This is a genomic window from Mesorhizobium sp. WSM4832 (assembly GCF_055811115.1).
This window is the reverse complement of sequence record NZ_JBVVQH010000005.1, coordinates 114751-141290: the sequence shown is the minus strand read 5'-3', so window position 1 is coordinate 141290 and position 26540 is coordinate 114751. Positions and strand designations below refer to the sequence as shown.

Genomic DNA, 26540 nt, shown 5'->3' with positions numbered 1-26540 from the left:
ATTCCTGCCTTCAGTGTGTCTATAACATACAAAATAATGGTTCAAATAATGAACCGACTTGGGAACGGTTCGGCGCCCCGGAATTTGCGCGCCAGGGAGAGTTCAGCGCCGTGATGGCCGCCAGCAAGACTGCATTGCAACCAGCAACGATCGAAGACCTGCTTGACCGCGAGCAGGCGCGGTTCCTCGACACCCATCCGCGCTCGGCCGCGGCCTGGGAAGAGGGCAAGAAGCATTTCCTCTATGGCGGGCCGTCGCATTGGATGCGGCGCTGGGCCGGCGGGTTCCCGGTCTATGCCGCTTCGGCCAGCGGCGCGCATATAAGCGACATCGACGGCCACGACTATGTCGACTTCGCGCTTGGCGACACCGGCGGTATGTGCGGCCATGCTCCGGAAGCGGTGACGCGTGCGGCGCTTCACCAATTGCAGAACGGCACGACCATGATGCTGCCCACCGAGGACAGCCTCCGGGTCGGCGCCGAGCTCACACGCCGCTTCGGCCTGCCCTACTGGACGCTGACCACGTCGGCCACCGACGCCAATCGCGGCGCCATCCGCATTGCGCGCATGATCACCGGCCGCTCCAAGGTGCTGGTCTTTTCCGGCTGCTATCACGGCGGCGTCGAGGAGGCGCATGTCGAGATCCGCGACGGCAAGATCGGCATGCGCAACATGATCCATCCGAACGGCGTCGACCATTCCACCGTCTCCCGGGTGGTCGAGTTCAATGACGTCGCGGCGCTGGAAGAGGCGCTTTCGCATGGCGACGTCGCCTGCGTCTTGACCGAGCCGCTGATGACCAATTTCGGCATGATCCCGGTCGCCGAGGGTTTTCACACGGCACTGCGCGAGATCACGCGCCGCGCCGGCACTGTGCTGATCATCGACGAGACGCACACCATCTCCAGCGGCCCCGGCGGCTACACCGCGTTGCACGGTCTGGAGCCGGACATGCTGGTCGCCGGCAAGGCAATCGCCGGCGGCATTCCGGCCGGCGTCTTCGGCGTCTCGCAGGCGATTGCCGAACGGCTCTGGAACATCGTGCCGATGGTCAATCCGCGCGTGCGCCAGTCGGCGCATCTCGGCATCGGCGGCACGCTGGCCGGCAACGCGCTCACCGTCGCCACCATGCGCGCGGTGCTGGAAGAAGTGCTGACGCAGGCCAATTTCGAGCTGATGATCGCCAACGCCACGCGCCTTGCCGAAGCCGCCTGGGGCATCATCCGCGCTAACAACCTGCCCTGGCATGTGACTCAGGTCGGCGCCCGCGCCGAGATCATGTTCATGCCGAACCCGCCACGCAGCGGCGCCGACGTCATTGCCGGCCGGCGCGGCGGCCTCGAGACGCTTTTGCACGCCTTCTACATGAACGAAGGCGTCTTGGTGACGCCCTTCCACACCATGTTCCTGATGTGCCCGGCAACCTCGGCGGCCGATGTCGACCGCCACACCGAAGTTTTCGGCCGCTTCGTCGAACTCGTCCGCAGCGCGGGCGTCGTCTGACGATGGCGAAGCCGTTCGACCTTACGGGCAAGGTGGCGCTGGTGACCGGCGGCGGGCGCGGCATCGGCACCGCCATCGTGACGCGCTTTGCCGAGGCCGGTGCATCGGTGGTCATCGCCAATCGAACGCTCGATGTCGCGGAGGCGCTTGGTGCAGAGCTTTCCGCGCGCAGCCTCTCCGCCCGCGCCGTCGCGCTTGCCGGGCTAGGCCGCGCCGCGCTGCACGCGCTCATCGGCGATGCCGTGCGCCAATCCGGCCGGCTCGACATCGTCGTGCACAACGCCGGCGGCTGTCCCTGGGCATCGGTCGAGGAGCTCGACGAGGACAAGCTGGAAGAGGCGCTTTCGGTCAACCTCAAAGCCTGCTTCTGGCTGGCGCAGGCGGCGGCCCCGGCAATGCGCGCCAACGGCTTCGGCCGCATCCTTGTCACCTCGTCGGTCTCGGCGCGGGTCGCGATGGCTGGCGGCGCGCACTATTCGGCGGCCAAGGCCGGCGTCAATGCCTTCATCCGCGGCACTGCCTTCGAATTCGCGCGCGACGGCATCACCGTCAACGGCGTCGAGCCCGGCTTCATCGCCAAGCCCGGGCGCGGCACGATGAGCAAGCCGGAGGTGGCGGACCGGCTCGGCCAATTCATCCCCATGGGCCATCTCGGCGAGGCCGACGACATCGCCTATGCCATGCTCTACCTCGCCTCCGAGCAGGCGAAATACATCACAGGCCAGACCATCGTCGTCGATGGCGGCTCCACCTTGCCGGAGACCGGCTATGCCGTCGAGCGGCACTGGGGGCTCGCATGAGCCGCCTTGAAGGCCGCACGGCCCTGGTGACGGGCGCCGCCACCGGTATGGGCCGGGCCACCGCCGAACTGTTCGGCCGCCACGGTGCCAAGGTCGTCGCCTTTGGCCATGGTGGGGACGTGCTGGAGGACGCCGCGAAGGCCAGCGGCGGCATCGCGGTGCGCGGCGACATCACCAATGCCGTGGACATTGCCCGCGCCGTCGATGCCTGCGACCGCCGGCTCGATATCGTCGTCAACGCCGCCGGCGTGATGATCCTCGACGAGCCGGAAACACTGAGCGACGAGGCCTGGGCGAAGAGTTTTGCCGTCAATGTCACCGGCGCCATGATGGTCTGCCGCGCGGCATTGCCGCTGCTCAAGGCGCGCGGCGGCGCGATCGTGAACATCGCCTCGGTCGGCGCCTTCAACGCCAGCGGCCAGAACGCCGCCTATTCGGCAAGCAAGGCGGCACTTGTGTCCTACACGCGCTCGCTCGCCTTCGCGCATGGCCCCGACGGCATCCGCGCCAACGCGGTCGCGCCCGGATGGGTGCGCACACCGATGAGCGTCTACGAGATGAAAGTCGCGGCCACCGCCAATGGCTCGACGCCCGACGAGGAATTCAAGGCGCTGACCAATCGCATCGCGCTGCGCCGTGTCGCCGAACCGCGAGAGATCGCCTCCTGCTGCCTGTTCCTTGCGTCGGACGAAGCGTCCTTCGTCACCGGCGCGGTGCTGGTGGCGGACGGCGGCGGCCGCGCGCCGACACAGAACAGGGCGGTGTGACGTGACTTGAAATTTTGCCTGTTGTGGGGCGTGAGGGAGCCGGCCAACGGCAGAGGAGGAGAGAGAATGCCCGACAGAAGTGCCGACCTGGTTTTCACCAATGGCAGCATCTACACGCTCGACCGCAAGCGGCCCTGGGCCTCGGCCGTTGCGGTCAAGGGCGGACACATCGTGGCCGTCGGCGAGGCGGCGGACGTCGCCGCGATGACGGGTTCTTCCACCCGCGTCGTCGACCTCAACGGCGCGATGATGATGCCGGGCATCGTCGACGTGCATGCGCATCTGATGATGGGCGGCCAGGCCGAGCTGTTCGAGTTGCGCTTCCCGCCGACGGCGAGCTTCGACACGCTGATCGCGCGCGTCGGCGAGGCTGCGGCCAAGACGCCGGAAGGATCCTGGATCATCGGCGGCCAGTGGGGCAGCGACCTTTTGCCGAAGCTCAACCGGCTGGAGTCGCTGGCGGCGCTCGACCGGGTGAGCCAGGGCCGGGCGGTGATGCTGCGTGACGACACCTATCACAACCGCTGGGTCAATTCGCAGGCATTGAGTCTTGCCGGCCTCTCGGCGTTGTCGCCCGATCCGGAGAAGGGCTCGATCGGCCGCGATCCGGCGACCGGCGCGCTGACCGGCATGATGATCGAATCCGCGGCCGGCATCGTCGAGCGCACCATCGCGCAATCCGGCCATTACACGCAGGAGATGGACCGCGCCGCCATGGCGCGTTCGATCGCGACGCTCAACTCTTATGGCGTCACCGCTTTCCTAGATGCCGCCGCCATGCAGCCGATCCTTGCGGCGCTGAAAGGCCTCGATGATCGTGGCGAGCTCACTGCATGGTCGGTCTCGGCGATGCCGGCGGTCGAGCCGTCCTTCATGTTCGGCATCGCCGGCGACGAGCTGATCGCCCTGCGCGAGCAATATCGCGGCGTCCACGCCAAGCCGGATTTCGTGAAGGTCTTCCTCGACGGCGTGCCCGGTGCTCGCACTGCCGCCTTCCACGAGCCCTACGCCAACGACCCCGTGCTCGGCTGCTGCTTCCGCGGCTCGACCATCGTCACCGTGCCGGAGCTGATCCGCTGGGTCGGCAAATGCGAAAAGCTCGGCCTCGGCGTGAAGATCCACTGCGCCGGCGACGCCGCCGTCAGCCAGGCGCTGGACGCCATCGACGTCGTGCGCTCCTTCAACGGCCCGACCAAGCTCAAGCATCATATCGCGCACGCGAGCTACATCGCGCCAGCCGACATCGCCCGCTTCGCCGAGCTCGGCGTCGTCGCCGATCTCTCGCCCTTCCTGTGGTATCCGACGAGCTTCCTCGAAGGCCACAAGCAGACGATGGGCGAGGCGCGCGCGCTGCGCTTCTGGCCGAACAGGGATCTGCTTGCGGCCGGTGCGTTGCTTGCCGGCGGATCGGACTGGCCGGTCATGCCCAATCCCGATCCATGGGATGGCATCGAGGGCCTGGTGACGCGCCGCAACCCGAGCGGTGCGTTTCCCGGCGCCGCACTTTGGCCGGAGCAGGCGATCGATGTCGCCACGGCGCTCGAGATATTCACCATCAATTCGGCGCGAGCCATCGGCCTTGCCGACACCGTCGGCTCGATCGAGATCGGCAAGTCCGCCGACCTCATCGTGCTCGACCGCAACGTGCTGGAGACGCCGGCCGAGGACCTTGCCGACACCAAAGTGCTGACGACCTGGTTCGAGGGGAGGGTGGTCTATGAGCGCGCCTGATCCTTCAAGCGATGCGAGGATCCCGGTAACGGTGCTCACCGGCTTTCTTGGCAGCGGCAAGACGACGGTGCTCAACCGCCTGCTGCGCCGGCCGTCGCTTGCCGGCGCCGCTGTCATCGTCAACGAGTTTGGTGCGGTCGGGCTTGATCATCTGCTGATTGAAGCCAGCGAGGAGCGATTCACGCTGCTCGACAATGGCTGCGTCTGCTGCACGGTGCGCGGCGATCTTGTCGCCACGCTGAAGGAACTCGCCCGCAGGAGCGTGGTCGGCGAAACGCCGCCGCTGTCCCAGGTGATCATCGAAACGACCGGTCTCGCCGACCCGGCGCCGATCCTGCATACGCTGATGGCCGAAGCCGAGCTCATGGCTCGCTTTCGTATCGGCGGTGTCGTCACCACGGTCGATGCGGTGAATGGCGCCGTCACGCTCGACCGTCACCCGGAGGCCGCCAAGCAGGTCGCCGTCGCCGACCGCCTGCTGATCACCAAGACCGACCTGGTGTCAGGCAACGCGTTGAACGAGCTGCGGCACAGGCTTGAGCATCTCGCGCCGGCGGTCGAGCAGACCGTTGCCCGCAACGGCGAACTGGACCTTGAGTTGTTGGCGAACCCGCGCGCCGATGCCGCGTCGGACGTTGTCCATGTAGCCGCCCGGCTCGAAGCGGCCGCTGATCATGGGCATGATTGCGGGCCGGACTGCCATCATCACGATCACGATGCGCATCGCCATCACGGCATCCACTCCTTCAGTTTCGTTATCGACGAGCCCGTCGAGTGGGGAGCCTTCGCCCGCTGGCTCGACTATGTCGCGGCGCTGAAAGGCGAGGACCTGCTGCGCTTCAAGGCCATCGTGCATACAACGGACGATCCCGAGCGCCCGCTCGTCCTGCACGGCGTGCAGCACGTCTTTCATCCGCCGGCGCGGCTCGACCGCTGGCCGTCGGCGGACCGCCGCACCCGGTTGGTGTTCATCGTCCGCAACATCGAGCGCGAGACCATCGCCCGCACGCTGGTGAAGTTCGCCGCAATCGACGCCGCCAGCATCGCTTCGCCGGCGCTCGCCGCTGCCTGAAACCGAAACGCGTGACAAAAATGGGAGAATGAACATGCATTGGAAATCGAGACTGCTCGCGGCGGCATTTGCCGGCGTCGGGCTTGCCGCCATGGCCGGCACGGCTTCCGCCGCCGGCCCGACCTGCAAGGACGGCGCGATCAAAGTCGGCGCCGTGTCGACCATCACCGGCCCGGCCGATTTCTCCGAAGTGCCGAAGGCAACGCAGGCCGCCTTCGATGCGGTGAACGCCGCCGGCGGCATCAACGGCTGCAAGATCGACTACACCATCGCCGACGACAAGGCCGATCCGGCGGTCGCGGCACAAGCCGCGCGCGACCTGATCGACAACAAGGAGGCGGTAGCGCTGGTTGGCTCGGCCAGCCTGCTCGACTGCGCCGTCAACTCGGCCACCTACAGCCGCAAGAAGATCCTGTCCGTCCAGGGTCTCGGCGTCGACGCCGCCTGCTTCTCCTCGCCCAACGTCGCGCCCGTCAATGTCGGCCCCTACACGCTCTCGACGGCCATGGCCTACTACGCCACCAATGAGCTGAAGACGAAGAAGCTCTGCGCCTTCTTCATCATCATCGGCGGCACGCAGGAGGCCTACAAGAAGGCGATCGGGAACTGGGAGAAGATCAGCGGTCAGAAGATCCACTTGATCGACCTGACGCTGCCCTTCCAGGGTGACCTCACGCCCTATGTCATCAAGGCGCGCGACGCCGGCTGCGACGCGGTGCTGACCAACCAGGTCGAGCCCCAGGTGGTGCAGCTGATCAAGACGGTCGATGCGCAGAAGATCACCGGCATAAACTGGCTGTTCCTGGCGCCCGGCTACACCGAGCAGGTCGCCAAGGCGCTGGCCGACACCAAGCAGCCGATCTATGTCGGCACCGAGTGGGAGCCCTACACCGAGAAGAACTCGGTCGCCAACGCGCAGTGGATTGCCGACATGCAGAAGGCGAACCGGCCGCTCACCGCCTTCTCGCAGGGCGGCTACCTCGCCGCGGAGTTGTTCCTCAAGGTGGTCGCCTCGATAGACGGCGAGGTCACGCGCGAAAGCGTGGCCAAGGCGCTGCACGATATGCAGCCCCTCACCAACCCGCTGGCCGGCTCGCCTTACGTGTTCGGCAAGGCCAAGACGCATTCGCCGATGCAGGCCACCAAGGTGATGAAGCTCGAAAACGGCGCCTGGAAGGTCGAGACGCCGGACTGGGTGATGCTGCCGCAGGCGAAGTGACGGTCGCTTAAACCGGGCGGCGCGGCTGCTGCCGCGCTGTCCTCCGGACAGGGATATCTGATGAACGCGTTGCTCACATCCGCAGTGGCGGGATTGACGGCCGGAGGCACCTATGCCCTTCTCGGCGTCTGCGCCGTCTTCACCTATCGGCTCGTCGCGGTGGTGAACTTCACCGGAGCCGCGATTGGCACCGCCGGAACCTTCGTGCTGATCGCGCTGTTCGAGGTTGGCTTTCCCATCTGGCCGTCGGTGCTGGCGGGGATCGCGGCGGGCACGCTGACCGGCGTCGCAGTCGGCTACATCATGACCAGATGGTTCGGCGAGGCGGGCGCCTCGACCAAGGCGGCGGTGACGGTGGCGCTGCTCGTCGGCCTGATGGCCGTCGGACTGCGCCTCACCGGCGGCCAGCATCCGCACAACATGCCGGATCTCTTTCCGGGCTCCGCCTTCCGCCTCGCCGGCGTCGAGGTGACGATCGCCTCGGTGCTCACCATCGGCCTGGCGGTGCTGTTCACCATCCTGTCCGACCTCTTCCTCAATCGCACCAAGGTCGGCCTCAATCTGCGCGCATTGGCCGACAGGCCGATGGCGGCCGAGTTGCTCGGCGTGCGCGTGCAGCTTCTGTCGTTGCTCGTGTGGGGCATGACAGGCGCCTTCACCACCTTCGCGCTGATGATCATCGCGCCGCAGCGCTCGCCGAATTTCATGACGCTCAGCCTGCTGGTGGTGCCGGCGCTCGCGGCAGCGCTGGTCGGTGTCTTCCGCAGCTTCTGGTGGACGCTCGCCGGCGGCATTGCGCTCGGCATCGTCGAGGGTCTGGCGAGCTCCATCGACAGCATCAGCCAGTATCGCAGCGCCATCCCGTTCCTGGTGGTGCTCGCCGTCCTCTTATGGTCGCAGCGGGAGGCCCGTTGGGATGAAGCGCGCTAGCTTGAGAGCCTCGTTGATCGTCATCGTCGTGTCGCTCGTCGCCGGCGGCGTCGCTTATACCGATCTGCTGCCCTCCTATTGGGTGTTCCTGGCGACCTCGGTGCTGATCACCGGCGTTGCCTTGCAGAGCCTAGGCCTCGTCGCCGGCCGCACCGGCATGATCGCGCTGTGCCAGATGTCGTTCGCCGGCGTTGGCGCCTGGACCGTCGGCTATCTCAACCTCGCCGAAGCGCCGGGCGGCCTACCGCTTTGGATCCTGCTCGGCGGCCTGGCGGCGGTGCCGTTCGGCATTGCCATCGGCCTGCCGGCGTTGAGATTGCGCGGCATCAACCTTGCCATCGTCACGCTTTCCTTCGCCACCGCTTTCGACACCATCCTGGCCACGATGACCTATCCCGGCCAGACCGATTTCCTGCAGGTGCCGAGGCCGGAGCTGTTCGACAGCGACGAGGGTTATTTCGTCTTCGTATTGTTGTTCTATGTGGCTATTGCCGTGGCGCTCGAATTCATCAGCCGCTCGCGGCTCGGCGCATCCTGGCTGGCCGTGCGTCACTCCGAGCGCGCCGCCGCCGCGCATGGCGTCAGCATCGCCACCGCCAAGCTCTCGGCCTTCGCGCTCAGCGCCTTCGTCGCCGGCATTTCCGGCGGCTTGCTCGCCGGCTATCTCGGCACGCTGGTCGCCGAGAATTTCAGCATGATGCAGTCGCTCTCGCTCTATGCGGTGTCGGTGATGACCGGCGCGCACTTCGCCGAGGGCGCGATCATCGGCGGCCTGCTCGTCGTCATGTTCCCGGAGATTTTGCGCCGGCTGGATTGGCCGCAGGACATCGGCAACGTGCTCTTCGCCATCGGCGCCACCCAGGCGCTGTCGACCGGCGAGACCATGAGCCAAACCTTTCGCCGCCAGTTCCGCAAGCTGCTGCCGGCGCCCGCGCCGAAAGCGGGTGCGGCGTCTGTCTCTGAATTGCCGGCAGCAATCGAGCGCGCGGCCGGGCCGGCGCTCGCCATAGAGGGTTTGACTGTGCGCTACGGCAGCGTCGTTGCGCTGAACAACGTCAGCCTGAGCGTTGCCGCCGGCACCGTTGCCGGGCTGATCGGTCCGAACGGCGCCGGCAAATCGACCTTCATCGATGCCGTCGCCGGCTTCCTGTCGTCCTATCAGGGCAGTGTCCGGCTGGGTGACACGCCGCTCGAAGGCGTGTCGGCGCATCAGCGCGCCCGCGCGGGCGTGCGCCGCACCTGGCAGACCAACCGCATCGCGCCGGAGCTGACCGTCGGCGGCTATCTGGCGCTCGCGGCTAAGGGCCTGTCGGCAGGCGAGACCAAGGCGGTGCTCGATTGGCTGGACTGTCCGCACCCCGATACGCTGGTGGCTTCGGTCGATGCCGGCACCAGGCGGTTGCTCGATGTCGCGGGTGTCGCCGCCGCCCGACCCGCGGTGGTGCTGCTCGACGAGCCTGCCGCCGGCCAGTCGCATGAGGAGACGCTGCGCCTTGGCCAGCGCATCGCCGAGATCCCGAAACTGTTCGGCTCCGCGGTGCTGCTCGTCGAGCACGACATGGACCTGGTGCGGGCGGTCTGCTCGGAGGTCACCGTGCTCGATTTCGGCCAGGTCATCGCCTCCGGTCCGCCGGCCAGGGTGCTCAGCGAGCGCGCGGTGAAGAAAGCCTATCTCGGCATCGAGGAAGAGAGCGTGGCGGCATGAGCAGGCTCGTCGTTTCCAACCTGTCGATCAATCGTGCCGAACTGCCTGTCGTCACCTCGGTCGATCTCGTCGCCGAGAGCGGCGCAATCAGCGTTGTGCTCGGCGCCAATGGCGCCGGCAAGACGACGCTGCTCGAAGGCCTGTCGGGCATCATCCCGGTCGCCGGCGGCGCCATCGCCATCGACGGCCGCGAGCTGCAGAGGGCTCGGCCGGGCGCCCGCTCGCGCGAAGGCCTCGCCCATGTCGAGCAGGGCCGCACGGTCTTTCGCCAGCTGACGACGGAAGAGAACCTCCGCGTCAGCCTGCATGCCGGCGCCGATATCGCGGAAGCCTATGCGTTGTTTCCCGAGCTGGTGCAGCGCCGCGCCGTGAAGGCGAGCCTGCTGTCCGGCGGCGAGCAGCAGATGCTGGTGATCGCGCGGGCGCTGCTTACCCGGCCGAAGGTGCTGCTGATCGACGAGATGTCGGCCGGTCTCGCCCCGGTCATCGTCACGCGCCTGATGGCGGCCGTGCGCAAGCTCGCGGACGACGGTTTGGCGGTCGTGCTGGTCGAGCAGTTCGCGGCACTTGCGCTGTCGATCGGCAACCGCGCCTATGTCATGCGCCGCGGCCGGCTCGTCTATGACGGCGACTGCGCGAAGCTGCGGCAATCGCCGGACGAGCTGCATCGGCTTTATCTCGGCGGAGCGGAGTTGGCCGGCACGTCTTGATCAGCTCAGGACGGCTTTTCACCGATCACTTCGAACCGCTCGACTTCGCAATGCTCGCCGACCAGCGCCAGCACGTCGGTTGAAGGCGCATTCGCGTCCGGCTGCTTCCATTGGACCATGAAGGAAAACACAAAGCGATCGCGGTCGGTGTCGTGTTCCATGCCGACGAAGCGCGAAATATAGCCGAGTGGGCGCACCATGGCCTGGAGGTCGGGCGGCGAAGCCTTCGGCCATGCGACCGAAAGGATCGCCGTGTGGTCGCGCGGGATCTTGAGGTCGACCCATTTCAGCGCCTGCAGTGTCACCAGGGTCAGCACTGTCGCGATGGCGCCTAGACCGAACTGGCCGCCGCCGAAGGCCAGCCCGATCATCGTCATGATCCACATCGTGGCGGCGGTGGTCACCCCGGTGACAAGATCACCGCGTCGCAGGATCGCGCCGCCGCCGATGAAGCCGACGCCGGTGAGCACGCCGAGCGGAAACCGCATCACATCCATACGCACGAACGAATCCGGTCCCTTGCCAGAGATGTCGAGCAGCATGTTGGCCTGAACCATGGCCACACAGGCCGCCAAACCGACCAGTATGGTCGTCCGCAGCCCGGCCGAATGGCCGCGCGCCTCGCGGTTCAAGCCGATAACGAAACCCGCCAGCAGCGTCAGCAGCAGCCGCGCGACGAAATCCGGCCAGGTCGGATGAAGCGGCATGTCACAGCAGAACGGCTCGAACATCGGTTATTAGCGCGGAACGGAAAGCCGCGCCTCGATTGCGTCTGAGACGTTCAACTGGCCGGGCTAAGGATAGTTCCTTAGCTCCCCAATGCATGTCGCCCAGAAGTGTGCAGCGGTTCTGGGACAACGACATGCATCAAAACAATGACCTAAAGCGCGTCGCCTGAATTCGTTTCGACGCGACGCGCTTTAGCCATCCGCAGCGGATAGTCATCAATGGGCGGCGAGGCTGACCAGCAGCGAAAGCACCACGATGCCCACCAACCCCGCGATGAAGATGATGCGCTGCGCGCGCGTATGCAGGATGATCTCGCCCTGACGGGCATGCTGACCGGAAAAGACCGGCCCTTCGCTGTCGCGATCCTTGCTCATGATTTGCTCCTTCCCTTTGAACGGGCCCGGAAGGTCTCTGAGCAAGAACCAATTTGTCGGCGTGAGGTTCCGCCGCGTTTTGGTGGCACGGGTAGCCCACGACCGGTTTTCGTGCCGGTCGCGGGAGGTATGGCCTCAGCCGAATTTCGGGTCGAGACTGCCCGATTTGTAACGCTTGGCCATATCCGCCAAGGGAATCGGCTTGATCTTCGGCGCGTTGCCCGCGGTGCCGAACTGCTCGAAGCGCTCCTTGCAGAGCTTCCTCATCGCCGCCATGGCCGGCGTCAGATATTTGCGCGGATCGAACTCCGACGGGTTCTCGGTCAGCACCTTGCGGATGGCGCCGGTCAGCGCCATGCGGTTGTCGGTGTCGATGTTTATCTTGCGCACGCCATGCTTGATGCCGCGCTGGATCTCCTCCACCGGCACGCCCCAGGTCGGCTTCATCTGGCCGCCATATTTGTTGATGATCTCCTGCAACTCCTCCGGCACCGAGGACGAGCCGTGCATGACCAGATGCATGTTGGGCAGGCGGCGGTGGATCTCCTCGATCACGTTCATCGCCAGCACCGCGCCGTCGGGTTTGCGCGAGAATTTGTAGGCGCCATGGCTGGTGCCCATGGCGACCGCCAGCGCATCGACATGGGTGTCCTTGACGAACTCGACCGCCTGCACCGGATCGGTCAGCAACTGGTCGTGGCTGATCGCGCCTTCGACGCCGTGGCCGTCTTCCTGCTCGCCGCCGCCGCTTTCCAGCGAGCCGAGCACGCCGATCTCGCCTTCCACCGAAACGCCGCCCCAATGCGCCATGTCGACGACGCGGCGCGTGATGCCGGAATTATAGGCATAGTCGGCCGGCGACTTGCCGTCCTCCTTCAGCGAGCCGTCCATCATCACCGAGGTGAAGCCGTATTGGATCGCGGTGACGCAGGTCGCTTCATTGTTGCCGTGGTCGAGATGCATGCAGACCGGGATGTCGGGATGGATCTCGACCAGCGCGTCGATCAGCTTGGCCAGCACCACGTCATTGGCGTAAGCACGCGCCCCGCGGCTGGCCTGCAGGATGACCGGCGACTTGGTCTCCTCGGCCGCCTCCATGATGGCGAGGCCCTGTTCCATGTTGTTCATGTTGAAGGCAGGTACGCCATAGCCGTGTTCGGCGGCATGGTCGAGCAATTGTCTCAGTGTGATGCGAGCCAACGAATAGTCTCCCGTATCTGGTTCGAACCCGTGTTTGAAAAGGCCGCCCGGGCGTCGGGCGGCCCCGTTGCTTCTGGCCGGAATTCCGCCCGACCGCAACCACTTGCGGCCCCGGCTATTGCAATTCTCGTTGCAGCCCTGAAATCCAAATCGGTTTAGTTACGGCATGCCACCTTGCGGAGGGGTTTCAGGCCGCGATCTGTTCGCGCGCGGCCAGGATCTGCACGCAGGCCGTCGCCGCTTCCTTGCCCTTCACCTGGAAGTGCTCGTGGAAGAAGCGGTGATGCTCGGCGCTCTCGTGGTAGTTGTGCGGTGTCAGCACCGCCGACAGTACCGGCACGCCGGTCGCAAGCTGCACATTCATCATCCCGTCGATGACGGCGCTTGCCACGAAGTCATGCCGGTAGATGCCGCCATTGACGACGAAAGCGGCGCCGAGGATCGCCGAATAGCGCCCGGTCTCGGCGAGTGTCTTGGCGTGCAGCGGGATTTCATAGGCTCCTGGCACGTCGAAGACCTCGACGGCAAAGCCGCCAATCGCGGCAAGCTCCGCCTCGAACGCCGCCACGCACTGGTCGACGATGTCGGCATGCCAGCGCGCGCGAATGACGGCGACACGGTGAGTTTCATAGTCTTTTGGGGAATGCTGATTCATGGGTCCTTCCTTCCGTTTCGAACCAGAATCAGGACGCACGGCGCAAAACCCGGTCCGCATGCGCGGACCGTCCTTGCGTACGTTCTCTTCCATCCGGACTGTAACCGTCGGCCCCGGAATTGCACCGGATCTGCTGGCCCTCCCGTTGCCAGGAGGCGCTCGCGGGCTTGGGCCGAAACCCTTACCGCCGGTGGGGACTTTCACCCCGCCCTGAGAACATTAACGGTGGTTTTATGGAAGGGCGAAGCGGCGCTGTCAATTGACGACTATCCAGTCTCCCCACAAGGGGGAGATCAGCCAATTACCCACGCTCCGGGAACATCGCCTTCAGCCCCTCGCGCGAGGCCTTGGCCACGCCGCGCTCGGTGATCAGCCCCGTGACCAGCCGCGCCGGCGTTACGTCAAACGCCGGGTTGGCCGCCGGTGTCGCGTCGGGCGACACGCGCACCTGGGTGATCTTGCCGTCTGCCGTCTTGCCCCACACCAGCGAGACCTCGTCGCTCGAGCGCTGCTCGATCGGGATTTCGGCGAGCCCGTCGCAGACCGTCCAGTCGATGGTGGGCGAGGGGAGCGCGACATAGAAGGGCACGTCATTGTCGGCGGCGGCTAAAGCCTTGAGATAGGTGCCGATCTTGTTGCAGACGTCGCCATTGGCAGTGGTGCGGTCGGTGCCGACGATCACCATGTCGATGTCGCCACGCTGCATTAGATGGCCGCCGGCATTGTCGACGATCAGCGTGTGCGGCACGCCGTGCCCGGCCATTTCCCAGGCGGTCAGCTGGGCGCCCTGGTTGCGCGGCCGCGTCTCGTCGACATAGACGTGGACGGGAATGCCGGCCTCGGTGGCGAGATAGATCGGCGCGGTGGCGGTGCCGTAGTCGACCGTCGCCAACCAGCCGGCATTGCAATGGGTGAGGATGTTAACGGTCTCGCCCGGCTGCTTGCGCGCAGCGATCTCCTTGATGATGGCAAGCCCGTTCTCGCCGATGGCGCGGTTCAACCCGACATCCTCGTCGGCGATTTCGGCGGCGCGCCGGTAAGCGGCTTCCGCGCGCTCGCCCGGCGCAAGCGGCTTGAGAAAACGCCGCATCTCGTCCAGCGCCCAGCGCAGATTGATCGCCGTCGGCCGTGTCTTGTGCAGCGTCTCCCACACCGCGTCGAGCGCTTCGTCCGACGCGTCCTCCCTCATCTGGATGGCGACGCCGTAGGCGGCGGTGACGCCGATCAGCGGCGCGCCGCGCACCCACATGTCGCGGATCGCGGTGGCGATGCCGGCGACGGTTCCGATTGTCTCGACGCGAAATTCATGCGGCAGCCAGCGCTGGTCGATGATCTCGACCGACCGCTTGTCGTCGCTGAGCCAGATGGTGCGGTAATGGCGTTCGCCGACGTTCAAAGGCTCTTCTCCTGTTCGATCAGCGCGGCGAGGGTGTTGACCTCGTCGATGCTGTGGATCTGGCGCCGGTTGACGGCGATGTGGCGGCCGAAGCGCAAAGCCTTGGCCTCACATCTGGCGCGCAGGTCTTGATCGGCAATGGTCTCGAAATCGGCATTGTGGGCGAGGCCGAGGATGCGCCGGTGCACCTCGATGCCCGCGAAGCCGAGCAGGTCGGTCCAGATACCGGAAAGCATGTGGTCGAGCGCCTGTTCGGCACCGAGCAGGTCGCCCTGATCCTCGAACAAGCTCCTCTGGTAAAGCATGCCGCTGCGCTCGGCGCGCCACAGGTGCGAGAACTCGGCACGGAACACGGCCCAGGTCTCGACCGTGACACCGAGCAGATAGGCGCGCATCGAGTCGCGGCTGCGTTTCTCCTCATGGCCGCCCTGCGAGAAGAAGGCCATCCAGAAATTGGCGAGCAGCATGCCGACATCGAAGGCGATCGGGCCGTAGAAGGCGAACTCCGGATCGATCATCCGGGTCTCTGTGTCGGTGACCATGATCGAACCGGAATGCAGGTCGCCATGCAGCAGCGTCTCGGCATTGGCGGCGAAGAGATGTTTCAGCCGCTGCGCCTCGACCTTGAGGTCGCGGTCGGCGCGCAGTTCGGCCACCAGGGCGTCGAGCTGCGGGCTGGTGTGCCGGTTCATTTTCGCGTCGAAATAGGGATCGGAGAACACCAGGTTCTCGGTGATGTCGCAGAGCTCGACATTGTCGGCGAACAGCGCGAGATCGGCCTTGCGCTCTTTCGTCACCATCGACAGGTCCGAGCCGCGGAACAGCGTACGCGCCATGAACAGGCCGATGTCGCGCGCGATGTTCGGCAGTTCGCGGCCGTCGATCAGCGCGCGCCGCAGGATGATGTGCGGCGGCGCCAGATACTCCATCACGATCAGCGCCTGCGTCTCGTCGAAGTGGTAGATTTCCGGCACCGAACCCGGCGCGCGCGCCTGTTGCCTGGTCAGCGCGTGATACTCGAAGAAAGAGCGCTTCAGCGGCAGCGGCCAGCTGTCGCCGACCAGCCGCACATAGGGCAGCGCCTGTTTCACCACCGCCCCTCCCTTGTCGCCCTCGACGATGAAGACGAGGTTGAGATTGCCGTCGCCGACCTCGCGTACCTTCCAGCGGCCGGCGTCCTTGCCGATGCGCTCGGTCAGCGCCGTGGTCTCGCCAAGGCGCTTCGCCAGCGTCTCCACCGACAATGCTTCGAACTTCCCGGTCATTCTCTCCCTCCTGCGCGTGGTTTCCGACGATAGCGGAGCCGCGGCGGTGGGGCCAAGCTAGGAAGCGCTCTGGCAAATGTCAATCGTGTTGACAATTGCCGAGTGAGCCCATAGCGTCACGGTCAGGGAGGAACGAATGGGCGCAGATGCCGTGTTCCGTGTGGAGGGCCTGAGGAAATCCTTTGGCCAGAACGAGGTGCTTGGCGGCATCTCGCTAGACCTCTTTGCCGGCGAGGTCACCGTGCTGATGGGCGCCAACGGCGCCGGCAAGTCCACCCTGGTCAAGATCGTCAGCGGCGTCTATTCGCACGGCGGCGGCACGATGCAACTCGCCGGCAAGGCCTTCGACCCGCAGACCCCCGCCGAAGCCATCCGCGCCGGCGTCGTCACGGTGCATCAGAACATCAATGACGGCGTGGTGGCCGATCTCGATGTCGCCACCAATTTGACGCTCGACCGGTTGAGCGGCAAGGGCGCGTCGTTGCTGTTCAAGCCGCGCAACGTCCGCGCTGAGGCCAAAGCCGTCGCCGACCGCATGGGCCTTGCCATCGACCTCAAGGCGCGCGTCGCCGATCTCGCGCTGGCCGACCGCCAGATGGTGGCGATTGCCCGCGCCTTGGCACACCAACCCAAGGTCTTGATACTCGATGAGCCGACCTCCTCGCTGTCGAGCGCAGAGGCCGACCGGCTGTTCGCGCTGATCGATAGGCTGCGCGTGCAGGGGGTCGCCGTCCTCTATATCTCGCATCGCATGTCCGACATCAGGCGGCTCGCAGACCGCATCGTCTCGATGCGCGACGGCGTCGTCTCCGGCGTCTTCGACCGCAAGCCGCTCGACTATGAAGGCGCCGTCAACGCCATGCTCGGCCGCAAGATCCACCTTGACCGGGTGGTCGCCAGAGGCTCGGCCCGAGACGTCTTCACCGCAGACGGCCTGCGGATCGCGCCAGGCGTGAAGCCGATCTCGATGACGCTGGGCACCGGCGAGGTGGTGGCGATCACCGGCCTGGTCGGCGTCGGCAAGACGGCTTTGGCAGAAACGCTGTTCGGCGTGCGCCGGCCGCTTGCCGGCACCATGCATATGGACGGCAAGCCCTATGCGCCGCGATCGGCGCGCGAGGCCATTGCCGCCGGCGTCTTCCTCGTCGCCAAGGATCGCGCCGCCAGCGGCATTGTCGGCGGCTTCAACATCGAACGCAACATCAGCCTGCCGTTCCTGAAACGCATGTCGGGCCTCGGCGTGATGAAGAAGCGCGCCGAGCGCGCTGTCGCACGTCGCCAGATCGATGAACTCGGCATCGTCTGCCGCTCGGAGAAGGACGAGCTGTCGGCGCTTTCCGGCGGCAACCAGCAGAAGGTAATGGTGGCGCGCTGGATGTCGCAGGCCTCGCGGCTCTTCATCCTCGATGAGCCGTTCCAGGGCGTCGACATATCCGCGCGGCGCGACATCGCAGCCAAGCTGAGAGCCAGCGCCGACGGCCGCGCGACGCTGATCTTCGTCACCGAGATCGACGAGGCGCTGGAGACCGCCGACCGCATCCTGGTGATGTCTGAACACACGATCGTCGGCGAGCATAGGAACGCCGATATCGACCTCGACCGGCTACTCGCCGAAGTGGCCGGCGGACCGCTTCACAGCGCGGCATGAGGTCTAATGCATGTCACCCAAAAGTGCACAGCGGTTTTGGGAAAACGACATGCATCAATACAGGGACTTAAAGCGCGTCGCGCGAATCCGTTTCGGCGCGACGCGCTTTAAGATTTGCATGGAGTGGAGTTGGAATGAGCTTTTGTCGGACAGCCGAGCGGCGGGGCGCTGAATGATGCGCGACTATGCCATCCGCTACGGCTTCATCGTCCTGCTGGTCGGGCTGATCGCCTATTTCGCGATCGCCGCGGACGGGTTCGTTTCGCCGCAAAGTGCCGTCTTCATCTTCCAGTCGGTGGCCATCACTGGCGTGCTGGCGCTGGGCGTCACCGCGACTCTGGTCGTCGGCGGTTTCGACCTCTCGATCGGCTCGGTCGCCACCAGCGCCATGATGGCGGCCTCCTATGCCATGGTGGTGCTGGAGCAGAATGCGATCGTCGCCGTCATCGCCTGCCTCGTCATCGGCGTCATCGTCGGCCTGATCAATGGCTGGCTGATCGTCTATATGCGCGTGCCCGACCTGCTCGCCACGCTCGGCATGATGTTCCTGCTGCTTGGGTTGCAACGCATTCCGACTGAAGGGCGCTCGATCGCGACCGGCATGACCATGCCCGACGGTTCGGTCGCCAACGGCAAGTTCTCGGAGGCGTTCCTGGCGCTCGGCCGTCACCGTATCGACTTCTTCATCCCGAACCTGATCCCGGTCTCGGTCGTCGTGCTCATCGTGCTCGCGGTGCTGATCTGGTTCTTCCTCGAATACACCCGCTTCGGCCGCATGATGTATGCCGTCGGCTCCAACGAGAGGGCCGCCGAACTCGCCGGAGCGCCTGTCAAGGCATACAAAATCTGGGCCTATGTCATTTCGGGAGTTTTTGCCTCGATCGGCGGGATTTTGCTCGCTGCCCGGCTTGGACGCGGCGACATCGCCTCGGGTAATAATCTGCTGCTCGACGCTGTCGCCGCGGCGCTTATCGGCTACGCGGTGCTCGGCGCCGCCAAGCCCAACGCCTTCGGCACGGCCGTCGGCGCGGTGTTCGTCGGCGTCCTGCTGCAAGGCCTGACGATGATGAACGCCCCTTACTACACGCAGGATTTCGTCAAGGGCGCGGTGCTTGTCGTCGCCCTTGTCTTCACCTTCGCCCTTTCCGGCAGGGGCAAGAGTTAGTTTCGACCGGGGCATTGAGACAAAACGGAGGAAAACAAAGTGAGCATCACAAGAAGACTTTTGGGGAAGGCAGCATTCGGCCTCGCCGGCGCGGCGCTGCTGATGCAGGGGACGGCATTGGCGGCGGACCGTCCGGCGCCATTCGACAAGCCGGGCGTCAAGATCGCGCTGGTGCGCTATCTGTCGACCGGTGACTTCTTCCAGGCCTACCTCTCCGGCGTCGAGGCGCAGGCCAAGGCGCTCGGCGTCGACCTGCGCGTGCTCGACAGCCGCCAGGACGCGGCGCTCCAGGCCGACATGGTCGACCAGGCGATCGCGCTTGGCGTGCAGGGCATCATCATCCAGCACGGCCTGACCGAATCGATGAAGGATGCCGCCCAGCGCGCGGTCGACGCCGGCATCAAGGTCGTCGCCTTCGACGTCAATGTCGAGAACCCGAAGATCCCGCAGGTCGAGCAGTCCGACCGGGACCTGGCAAAGCTCGCGCTGGAGCAGGCGGTGAAGGACAATGGCGAGAGCTGGAAGGCCGGCTATGTCTATGTCGCCGGCATCGCCCCACTCGACCGCCGCAACGAGACCTGGGTGGATGTGAAGAAGAAATATTCGGGCATCAGCGAGGTCGCCATGTTCGGTACGCTCGACAACCCGATCGCCAACTCGGTCGCCAACCAGGCGCGCTCGGTGCTGCAGGCGCATCCCGACATCAAGGTGATGTTCGCGCCCTATGACGAGTTCGCCAAGGGCGTGAAGATCGCCGTCGACGAGGCGGGGCTCAACAAGGGCATCAAGATCTACTCGGCCGACATCTCGACCTCGGACATCGCCGCGATGCGCGAGCCGGACAGCGCCTGGGCGGCGACGGCTGCCACCAACCCGGCCGTGGTCGGCCAGGTCTCGGTGCGCGCGCTGGCGCAACTGCTTGCCGGCGAGGATCCCGGCCACAACGTCATCGTGCCGCCGACGCTGATCACCCAGAAGGAGCTTGTCGACAAGGACATCAAGAACATGGAAGACCTGTCGGCCAAGTTGCCGCAGTTCGCCCATGCCGATGTCGCGATGCCGGCCTGGATGCCGAACCCGAACGCCAAGTAGGGTTCAGCAGAGCAATTCCAGGAAAAGTGTGAAACGGTTTTCCGTCCGGAATTGCGTCAAGTTAAAGAGCAATCGCAAAAGAAAGAGCGGCTCGAGGGCCGCTCTTTTCGTCTTGGACTCTTCCATTTCTGCGACTTAGCGCTGCCAGAAGGGCAGTTTCGCGATCTCTGACTCCACTTGGCTTCTGGTCAGCCCGATATCCTCGATCAGATGCGGATTGTCCGTCGCCATGCGCTTGAGCTCGAAACGAAAGTAGGCCCGCTCGCGGCGCGCCGCAATGAAGCTGCGCAAGGCCGCCAGGCTGTAGCGCCGATGCCTTGGATGCATCGCCGGTGCCGCTGCCAGACACGTAGAGGGCGCAAAGGTATCGTTCATGGCAACCTCCATCGAATGAGGGTTCCTGAACCCTCGGCCTGATTGAGATTGCAGTCTGCCGCAGGCGGCCGGCGGCGTAATTAAGCCCTGCCAAATAGTTCTCAAAACTTCCAAATCGGCTATAGATGCGCCGCATGCAGGGATCGCGCTTTGCCTTTGGACCGTTCGTGCTTGATCCAGGCGCGGGAACGCTGCTTCGGGGCGATGTCCCCGTCGCCGCCGGTCATCGTGGGCTGAAACTGCTTGAGGCCCTCGTCGCGCGTCCAGGCGAAATCCTGGCCAAGGCAGAGTTGATGGACGCCGCCTGGCCGGGCACTGCCGTCGAGGAAGGCAATCTCACGGTCCAGATCGCGCAGCTCAGGAAGCTGCTCGGGCCGGCGACCGGTGGCGGCGAGTGGATCGCCACCGTGCCGCGCGTCGGCTACCGCTTCACCGGTACCGTCGAAGAGGCCGGCGCCACTCGGAAACCCTTGCCGCTGCCTGACAAGCCGTCGATCGCCGTCCTGCCTTTCGTCAATCTGAGCAACGATCCCGAGCAGGACTCCTTCGTCGATGGCCTGACCGAAGACCTGATTACCGATCTCTCGCGGATACCGGGCCTCTTCGTCATCGCGCGCAACTCGGTGTTTGCATACAAGGGCAAGGCCATGGACGTGCGCGCCATCGCAGGCGAACTCGGCGTCCGCTACCTCTTGGAGGGCAGCGCAAGACGGGCCGCGGGACGCGTGCGCATCAACGCCCAGCTGATCGACGCGCTGAGCGGCGAGCATCTGTGGGCCGAGCGTTTCGATCGCGGCCTGGAAGACATTTTCGCCGTTCAGGACGAGGCGACGGCCAAGATCGTCGAGGCATTGCTCGGCCGGCTGCGCGCGCCGCCGGCGCGCAATCGGCCGAAGAACCTCGAGGCCTACGATCTGTGCGTGCGGGCGCGAAAACTGTTCGACGAGTCCCCGCAGATGGCGCGCGAAGCGCATCTCATGCTCACGCGCGCGATCTCGCTCGATCCGGACTACGCCGAGGCCTATCGCTGGCTTGCGATGAATCACTGGATGGGCTGGGTGCATTGGGGCGAGCCGTTCGAGCCTGCCCGCAGCACGTCACTGGAACTGGCGCGCAAGGCTGTGGCGATCGATCCCCACGATGCCGGTTGCCGCTGGGTTCTGGCGAACCTTCTTGCCTATGAACGCGATTTCGAGCAGTCCGATGCGGAATTCGCCAAGGCGATCGAGCTCGATCCGAACGAGGCCGATATCTGGGCGACATTGTCCGACATCGAGGTGCTAGCGGGAAAGATCGAGCAAGGCCTGGAACACATCCGCAAGGGGTTCCGGCTGAACCCGTTTCCGCCGAGCTGGTATTACCTGACGCTCGGCCAGGCGCAGTACGCCGCCGGTGACTACGAGGCGGCCGTCGAGACGCTGGGCCGCGACGAGACCTATCGCACCAGCTCGCGCCGCTTCCTGGCGGCAAGCCTGGCGCAGCTCGGCCGCCTCGACGAGGCGCGCACCGAAGTCGCCCTGTTCCTCGTCGGCAATCCGCATTTCTCCACGCAGCGCTGGGTCGAGACGGAACCGTTCCGCGACGATGCGACTCTTCTGCATTTCGTCGACGGCTTCCGCAAAGCGGGCCTGCCGGAGTGAAGTCGGCGTAGCCTCACCGGCCGGAGCGTGCCAACCCATGCGCCACCAGGCGGTCGATGACCTCCGGGTAGCTGACGCCGCTAGCCGCCATCGCCTTGGCGTACATGCTGATATTGGTGAAGCCGGGGATGGTGTTGAGCTCGTTGATCAAGAACGTCATGTCCGGCATCAGGAAGAAATCGACGCGGGCCATGGCGTCGCAACCGAGCGCTCTGAACGCCCTTGCCGCCGTGTCGCGCATGGCAGCCTCGACCTCCGGCGGCAGGTCCGCCGGCACGACCAGGGTTGCGCCGTCCGCGTCGATGTATTTGGCGTTGTAGTTGTAGAAACCGTGGCTTTCCGCCGGCACGATCTCGCCGGGCCGCGAGACGAAAAGTTCGCCCGCGGGGCTCTCCAGCACGCTGTATTCGATCTCGCGGCCGCGAACGAATTCTTCCGCGAGGAGCTTGCGGTCATGCTGGAAGGCCTCCGCCAAGGCCCGATCGAATTCCTGGCTGGCATTGACCTTCGCAACGCCGACCGACGAGCCCTGCCGCGCCGGCTTGATGAACAGTGGCAGGCCGAGTTGCTCTTCCAGTTCGGCAAGCGAAGGCGCCGCATCTTCATCGATGGTCACCGAGCATGCGACGGGCAGTCCGGCCGCCTTCAGCAGCCGCTTGGCGATGTCCTTGTCAAGGGCCGTGACCGAGCCGAGGATGCCGCAGCCGGCAAGCGGCACGCGCGCCACTTCGGCCAATCCCTGCACCGCGCCGTCCTCGCCGTGCAGGCCGTGCAGCACCGGAAATAGGATATCGATGGCGGGGAGGTCGTGGGGCGCGCCGCTGGCAGGGATCGCGAGCATTCGTCCGAGCCCGCCGGGCACCAGGCAGAGCTCTGTGCCGGTTGACGGTGTCGTCAGCGCACCGTTCTCGAAGCGGCTCAGCAGCCATTGCCCTTCGCGGGTGACGAAGATCGGCACGGCGTCGTATTTCGCCGGATCCAGCGCCTGCATGACATTGGCCGCTGAAAGCAGCGACACCTCATGCTCGGCGGAACGCCCGCCGAAGAGTACGCCGATACGAAGTCTTTTTACGGGCATCGACAACTCCACCAATGATCGGGGTCGGAGCTCGCATTCGAAACACCAGGCATCTCCCTCAACCGTCGGAGTAGTAAGCGAAGGATTGGAGTGGACTTTGACCGGTTGCAGCAGTTTTTCAGCAGAAGCGCGAAACGCGCGCCGTTCTGAGAGGCGTCAACGCGAGGAGATCGAGCGGTTCGTCGTTTTCGTAAAACGATGAACCGCTCCAACAGTACTCGTCAGCGCAGCGCCGCCGCGATGTTGCCGCCGTCAACCGTCGTCACGTCGGCGGTGGTGCGTTCGGCCAGCGCCTGGTGCAGGAAGGCCTGCGCGACGTCGTCGGCCGTCACTTCCTGCCCGAGCAAATTGCCGGACATATATTCTTTTTCCGACACGCCGCGCGCCCCGGAACGGCTGGCGATCATGGCGTCGGTCAGAAGCCCGGAGCGGATGCGGTCGGCGTTCACCGCATTGGAGCGGATGCCAAAGGCGCCGTAGTCCAGCGCATACTGCCGCGACAGGAACAGCGTCGCCGCCTTGGGAATGCCGTAGGCGCCGAATTTCGGGCCGGGATTGATCGCCTGCTTTGAGGTATTGAAGAGCAGCACGCCGCCGGTGCCCTGTTCCAGCATGATGCGCACCGCATTCTGCGCCGCCGACTGGTGGGCGAAGAAGTTGAGCTCAAAACTCTTGCGCAGCGTGGTGTCGTCGAGTTCGCCGATGCGGCCTTCCCAGGCGGCGCCAGCATTGGAGACCAGGATATCGACGCCGCCATAGACGGCGACCGCCCTGTCGAAGGCGGCCCGCATCTCGGCCGGATTGGTGATGTCGGCGCCGATGCCGATCGAGTTGTTGCCGGCCGTCTTCGCCGCTTCGGCGGCCTTGGCGGGGTCGAGGTCGACGATGACGGCATGCGCGCCGTTGGCGGCAAACAGCTTGGCCGTCGCGGCCCCGATGGCGCCGGCGCCGCCAGTAACCAGCATCACCTGGCCCGTCAGTGGCTTCGGCTTGTTGGAGGCGAGCTTTGCCTGCTCGAGAGACCAGTATTCGAGTGGGAAGAGATCGGCCTTGGAGAGCGGATGGAAATTGCCGATCGCTTCCGCGCCGCGCACCGCCTCGATCCACATCTCGCCGACATCGGAGGCGATTTTCGCGTCCTTCAGCGTGCGGCCATGGCCGAACATGCCGAGACCCGGCACCAGCGTCAGGCGCGGCATCGGATCGAGCATGGTGCGCTTGACGTCGTCGAGCGCGTCATTGGTCTCGAAATAGGCCGTGTAGTCCTTGACGAAAGCCTCGACATGGCTGCGGACGACGGCCTTGTAGTCGCCGAGCTTGTCGGCGTCGGGCGCCGGCACGGCCATCGGTCCGGTCTTGATGCGGATCGACAGATCCGGGGTCGACACGCCGCGGCCGGCATAGTCGGCGATCTTCGCCGAATTGATGAAATCGAGGATCGCATCCGAGGTGCGGAAGTCGCTGATCATGCGGTCGAAGCGGCCTTCGCCGCGCGCCACGGCCACGGCGCCGCGCAGCGTCGGCGCGATTTCGCCCGGCTTGGCAAGCCTTGCGGGTAGCGCAGCCTTGGCCGCCTGCGGCTTGCCGTTCTTGGCGATATAGTCCTCGGCGACATTCACGTAGCGGATCATGCGGTCATAGGCCTGCCTGGCATCCTCGCCGAAGGTGAAGATGCCGTGCTTGTCGAGGATCAGGCCCTCGACGCTCGGGTCGGCGTCGAAAACTTCCGCCGCGACCTTGGCGAGGTCGAAGCCCGGCTTGATGTAGGGCACGTAGCCCATTTTGTCGCCGAACACGGTCTTGATCAGCGGTTTGCTGTCTTCCTGATCGACGATGGCAAGGATCGCCGTCGAATGCGTGTGGTCGACGAAACGGTGCGGCAGGAAGGCATGCAGCAGCGTCTCGACCGACGGATTGGGGGAGGCGGGATCGATCAGGTTGGAGCGCTGCAGCGCCACCATGTCCTCGTCGGAGAGCTTGTCCAGTCCGCGCGCCTTGATGAGCGCGCCCATCTTCACTGCCGGCAGGCCTTGCGGCTCGATAACGGCCATGTCCCAGCCGCTGCCCTTGACGCAGAGCACGTCCCATTCGTCGCCGACGAGGTCGGTGGCCTTGGTCTTGCAGGAAGTGTTGCCGCCGCCATGCAGCACCAGCCGCGGCTCGCCGCCGAGCAGACGAGTCGTGTAGACGCGCAGCGCAAGGTCGCGGCCGACACCCTTCTTGGCGTAGTCGGCAACCATCTTTTCCGCGTCGGCGTCGTTCCAAAGGTTCTTCATGTCGTTGCGTCCAATTCCGTCTTTTTGCTGCTCATGAACAGAAAGCCGCGACGTCTTGATGACAGAGGCGGCGAGGGGTGGGTTTCTAGGATGCTTTTTTGCCGGTCACCGCTGCCGCGTGCTGGAGGAGGCGCTCGGCCATATGCGCGCCGATCACCAGATGCGTGCAGAGCCCGCCGGCGATTGCCGAAAGCAGCGGCCCGAACTTCGTATCTTCCTGCACCACCATCAGCCGCTTCTCGATCGCGCGCAGCGAGGCGAGCTCGGCGGAGATGACGCGCCGGTTGTAGCTGCAGTCGAGCACCTCGCCGCTGGCGTCGATGATCTGCCCGGCGATCACGCCGGCAGCGCCTTGGCTACGCAGCGCTTCCATCTCGGCAGCCGTCAGTGCGCCGCATTTCACCAGATGGCTGTCGGCATCGACCGCGCCGACGGAATAGAGCGCGAAATCGCAGTCGCCGACCCCGGCCAGCTGGTCGCGGATCACCGGCTCGGCGCGCAGGCCTTGCGCCAGCGCTTCGGTCGACAGCACCAGCGGCGCATAGAAATTGAGGCCCTTGGCGTTCAGCCGCCGCGCGATTTCCATCGTGCACTGGTCGGGCCGGTAGGAATAGGGCGCGCCGAGATTGCCGCAGAGCTGCACCACGGTGACGTCCTGCAGGTCGGCATAGGACATGATGTCGGCGATGGTGTAGACGGTGCGGCCCCAGGCGACGCCGATGCGGTCGCCTTTTTTGACAAGCTCGAGAAAGACGCTTGCCGCCAGCACCGCAATGTCGGTCGAAGGGTCCGCGAGATAGGCGTTCTCCGGCGCGATCCAGACGGCGTCGAGCTTGAAGGCGTCTTCCACCCTGCGCGCCATGATGTCGTCGGTGAAAAGCTGTGTCGAGGTCGAGATGTTGACGATGCCGGTCTCGCGCGCCTTGCGCAGATACATGGCGACCGATGCCCGCGAAATGTTGAGCCGGCTCGCCACTTCGTCCTGGCGAAGGCCATGGGCATAATAAAGCCAGGCGGCCTTGTGGATGAGCTGTTCTGCCGGTCTGATCGCCATGCCGCCTCCTCGGCTGACATTAGTCACGGCTCTCGACAAAAGTCAAATTTGGATATGTGGCCTTCGATCGTCTCGCAACACGGCTCAATCCGGATCGCCATTCCACCAAGCCGGCGCAGCATAGCATTTTCAGCCATGCGAGGGGGATAGCGTG

General features: G+C 65.3%; 23 protein-coding genes and 1 riboswitch. Of the genes, 13 read left to right on the top strand and 10 right to left on the bottom strand.

What is annotated here, in order from left to right:
* Positions 1–113: 113 nt before the first annotated feature.
* From AC0L2L_RS09255 to AC0L2L_RS09215, 9 genes are all read left to right on the top strand, one after another.
* On the top strand, positions 114–1505 hold the full coding sequence (locus tag AC0L2L_RS09255) for a transaminase (RefSeq protein WP_473577712.1): 1392 nt from the start codon (positions 114–116) through the stop codon (positions 1503–1505).
* 2 nt (positions 1506–1507) lie between these two features.
* Positions 1508–2305, top strand: a complete 798-nt coding sequence (locus tag AC0L2L_RS09250) for an SDR family oxidoreductase (protein WP_473577711.1) — start codon at positions 1508–1510, stop codon at positions 2303–2305.
* Positions 2302–3072 (top strand): SDR family NAD(P)-dependent oxidoreductase, encoded by a 771-nt coding sequence (locus AC0L2L_RS09245; protein WP_473577709.1) that lies wholly within the window; start codon positions 2302–2304, stop codon positions 3070–3072. Before AC0L2L_RS09250 ends, AC0L2L_RS09245 begins: the two co-directional genes overlap by 4 nt.
* 66 nt (positions 3073–3138) lie before the next feature.
* On the top strand, positions 3139–4803 hold the full coding sequence (locus AC0L2L_RS09240) for an amidohydrolase (RefSeq protein ID WP_473577707.1): 1665 nt from the start codon (positions 3139–3141) through the stop codon (positions 4801–4803).
* Positions 4790–5875, top strand: coding sequence for a CobW family GTP-binding protein (locus AC0L2L_RS09235; RefSeq protein WP_473577706.1), 1086 nt, complete (start codon positions 4790–4792; stop codon positions 5873–5875). Before AC0L2L_RS09240 ends, AC0L2L_RS09235 begins: the two co-directional genes overlap by 14 nt.
* Positions 5876–5909: 34 nt before the next feature.
* Positions 5910–7094, top strand: a complete 1185-nt coding sequence (locus tag AC0L2L_RS09230) for an ABC transporter substrate-binding protein (protein WP_473577705.1) — start codon at positions 5910–5912, stop codon at positions 7092–7094.
* 60 nt (positions 7095–7154) lie between these two features.
* The gene (locus tag AC0L2L_RS09225; protein WP_473577704.1) at positions 7155–8024 is read left to right on the top strand and encodes a branched-chain amino acid ABC transporter permease; all 870 of its coding nucleotides are present in this window, start codon (positions 7155–7157) and stop codon (positions 8022–8024) included.
* Positions 8011–9729 carry a branched-chain amino acid ABC transporter ATP-binding protein/permease gene (locus tag AC0L2L_RS09220; protein WP_473577703.1) on the top strand — a complete coding sequence of 573 codons (1719 nt, stop codon included), beginning with the start codon at positions 8011–8013 and terminating at the stop codon, positions 9727–9729. The genes AC0L2L_RS09225 and AC0L2L_RS09220 overlap by 14 nt, the downstream gene beginning before the upstream one ends.
* The gene (locus AC0L2L_RS09215; protein ID WP_473577701.1) at positions 9726–10439 is read left to right on the top strand and encodes an ABC transporter ATP-binding protein; all 714 of its coding nucleotides are present in this window, start codon (positions 9726–9728) and stop codon (positions 10437–10439) included. The genes AC0L2L_RS09220 and AC0L2L_RS09215 overlap by 4 nt, the downstream gene beginning before the upstream one ends.
* A 5-nt stretch (positions 10440–10444) precedes the next feature.
* On the opposite strand, the gene AC0L2L_RS09210 is transcribed toward AC0L2L_RS09215, so the two are convergent.
* The 6 genes from AC0L2L_RS09210 to mtnK form a co-directional block, all read right to left on the bottom strand.
* The gene (locus AC0L2L_RS09210; RefSeq protein ID WP_473577700.1) at positions 10445–11146 is read right to left on the bottom strand and encodes an MgtC/SapB family protein; all 702 of its coding nucleotides are present in this window, start codon (positions 11144–11146) and stop codon (positions 10445–10447) included.
* 237 nt (positions 11147–11383) lie between these two features.
* A complete protein-coding gene (locus AC0L2L_RS09205; protein WP_473577698.1) occupies positions 11384–11542 on the bottom strand; it encodes a peptide ABC transporter permease in 159 nt (52 codons plus the stop codon).
* 135 nt (positions 11543–11677) lie between these two features.
* On the bottom strand, positions 11678–12742 hold the full coding sequence (fba, locus tag AC0L2L_RS09200) for a class II fructose-bisphosphate aldolase (protein WP_473577696.1): 1065 nt from the start codon (positions 12740–12742) through the stop codon (positions 11678–11680).
* Positions 12743–12929: 187 nt separating this feature from the next.
* Positions 12930–13397: a 6,7-dimethyl-8-ribityllumazine synthase gene (locus AC0L2L_RS09195; protein ID WP_473577694.1), complete on the bottom strand. Its 468-nt coding sequence runs from the start codon at positions 13395–13397 to the stop codon at positions 12930–12932.
* Between the two features lie 77 nt (positions 13398–13474).
* Positions 13475–13619, bottom strand: a riboswitch (FMN riboswitch).
* Between the two features lie 79 nt (positions 13620–13698).
* Entirely contained in the window at positions 13699–14793 is a 1095-nt protein-coding gene (gene mtnA / locus AC0L2L_RS09190; RefSeq protein ID WP_473577692.1) for an S-methyl-5-thioribose-1-phosphate isomerase, read from the bottom strand.
* Positions 14790–16058 carry an S-methyl-5-thioribose kinase gene (gene mtnK, locus AC0L2L_RS09185; protein ID WP_473577691.1) on the bottom strand — a complete coding sequence of 423 codons (1269 nt, stop codon included), beginning with the start codon at positions 16056–16058 and terminating at the stop codon, positions 14790–14792. The genes mtnA and mtnK overlap by 4 nt, the downstream gene beginning before the upstream one ends.
* A 136-nt stretch (positions 16059–16194) precedes the next feature.
* On the opposite strand from mtnK, the gene AC0L2L_RS09180 reads away from it, so the two are divergent.
* The 3 genes from AC0L2L_RS09180 to AC0L2L_RS09170 all read left to right on the top strand — a co-directional run bounded on the left by AC0L2L_RS09180 (position 16195) and on the right by AC0L2L_RS09170 (position 19963).
* Positions 16195–17706 carry a sugar ABC transporter ATP-binding protein gene (locus AC0L2L_RS09180; RefSeq protein ID WP_473577690.1) on the top strand — a complete coding sequence of 504 codons (1512 nt, stop codon included), beginning with the start codon at positions 16195–16197 and terminating at the stop codon, positions 17704–17706.
* Positions 17707–17878: 172 nt separating this feature from the next.
* Positions 17879–18871: an ABC transporter permease gene (locus AC0L2L_RS09175; RefSeq protein ID WP_473577689.1), complete on the top strand. Its 993-nt coding sequence runs from the start codon at positions 17879–17881 to the stop codon at positions 18869–18871.
* 39 nt (positions 18872–18910) lie between these two features.
* The gene (locus AC0L2L_RS09170) at positions 18911–19963 is read left to right on the top strand and encodes a substrate-binding domain-containing protein (protein WP_027164497.1); all 1053 of its coding nucleotides are present in this window, start codon (positions 18911–18913) and stop codon (positions 19961–19963) included.
* Positions 19964–20098: 135 nt separating this feature from the next.
* On the opposite strand, the gene AC0L2L_RS09165 is transcribed toward AC0L2L_RS09170, so the two are convergent.
* Complete coding sequence (locus AC0L2L_RS09165; RefSeq protein ID WP_473577687.1) at positions 20099–20338, bottom strand: DUF1127 domain-containing protein; 240 nt, start codon at positions 20336–20338, stop codon at positions 20099–20101.
* A gap of 125 nt (positions 20339–20463) precedes the next feature.
* Between AC0L2L_RS09165 and AC0L2L_RS09160 the strand changes: the two genes are divergently transcribed.
* A complete protein-coding gene (locus AC0L2L_RS09160; protein ID WP_473577686.1) occupies positions 20464–21978 on the top strand; it encodes a winged helix-turn-helix domain-containing tetratricopeptide repeat protein in 1515 nt (504 codons plus the stop codon).
* Between the two features lie 13 nt (positions 21979–21991).
* Here AC0L2L_RS09160 and AC0L2L_RS09155 read toward each other — a convergent pair whose 3' ends face one another.
* From AC0L2L_RS09155 to AC0L2L_RS09145, 3 genes are all read right to left on the bottom strand, one after another.
* A complete protein-coding gene (locus AC0L2L_RS09155; protein ID WP_473577684.1) occupies positions 21992–23056 on the bottom strand; it encodes a D-alanine--D-alanine ligase family protein in 1065 nt (354 codons plus the stop codon).
* A gap of 221 nt (positions 23057–23277) precedes the next feature.
* Positions 23278–25332: a bifunctional aldolase/short-chain dehydrogenase gene (locus AC0L2L_RS09150; RefSeq protein ID WP_473577683.1), complete on the bottom strand. Its 2055-nt coding sequence runs from the start codon at positions 25330–25332 to the stop codon at positions 23278–23280.
* 85 nt (positions 25333–25417) lie between these two features.
* A complete protein-coding gene (locus tag AC0L2L_RS09145) occupies positions 25418–26386 on the bottom strand; it encodes a sugar-binding transcriptional regulator (protein ID WP_473577682.1) in 969 nt (322 codons plus the stop codon).
* Between the last annotated feature and the right edge of the window lie 154 nt (positions 26387–26540).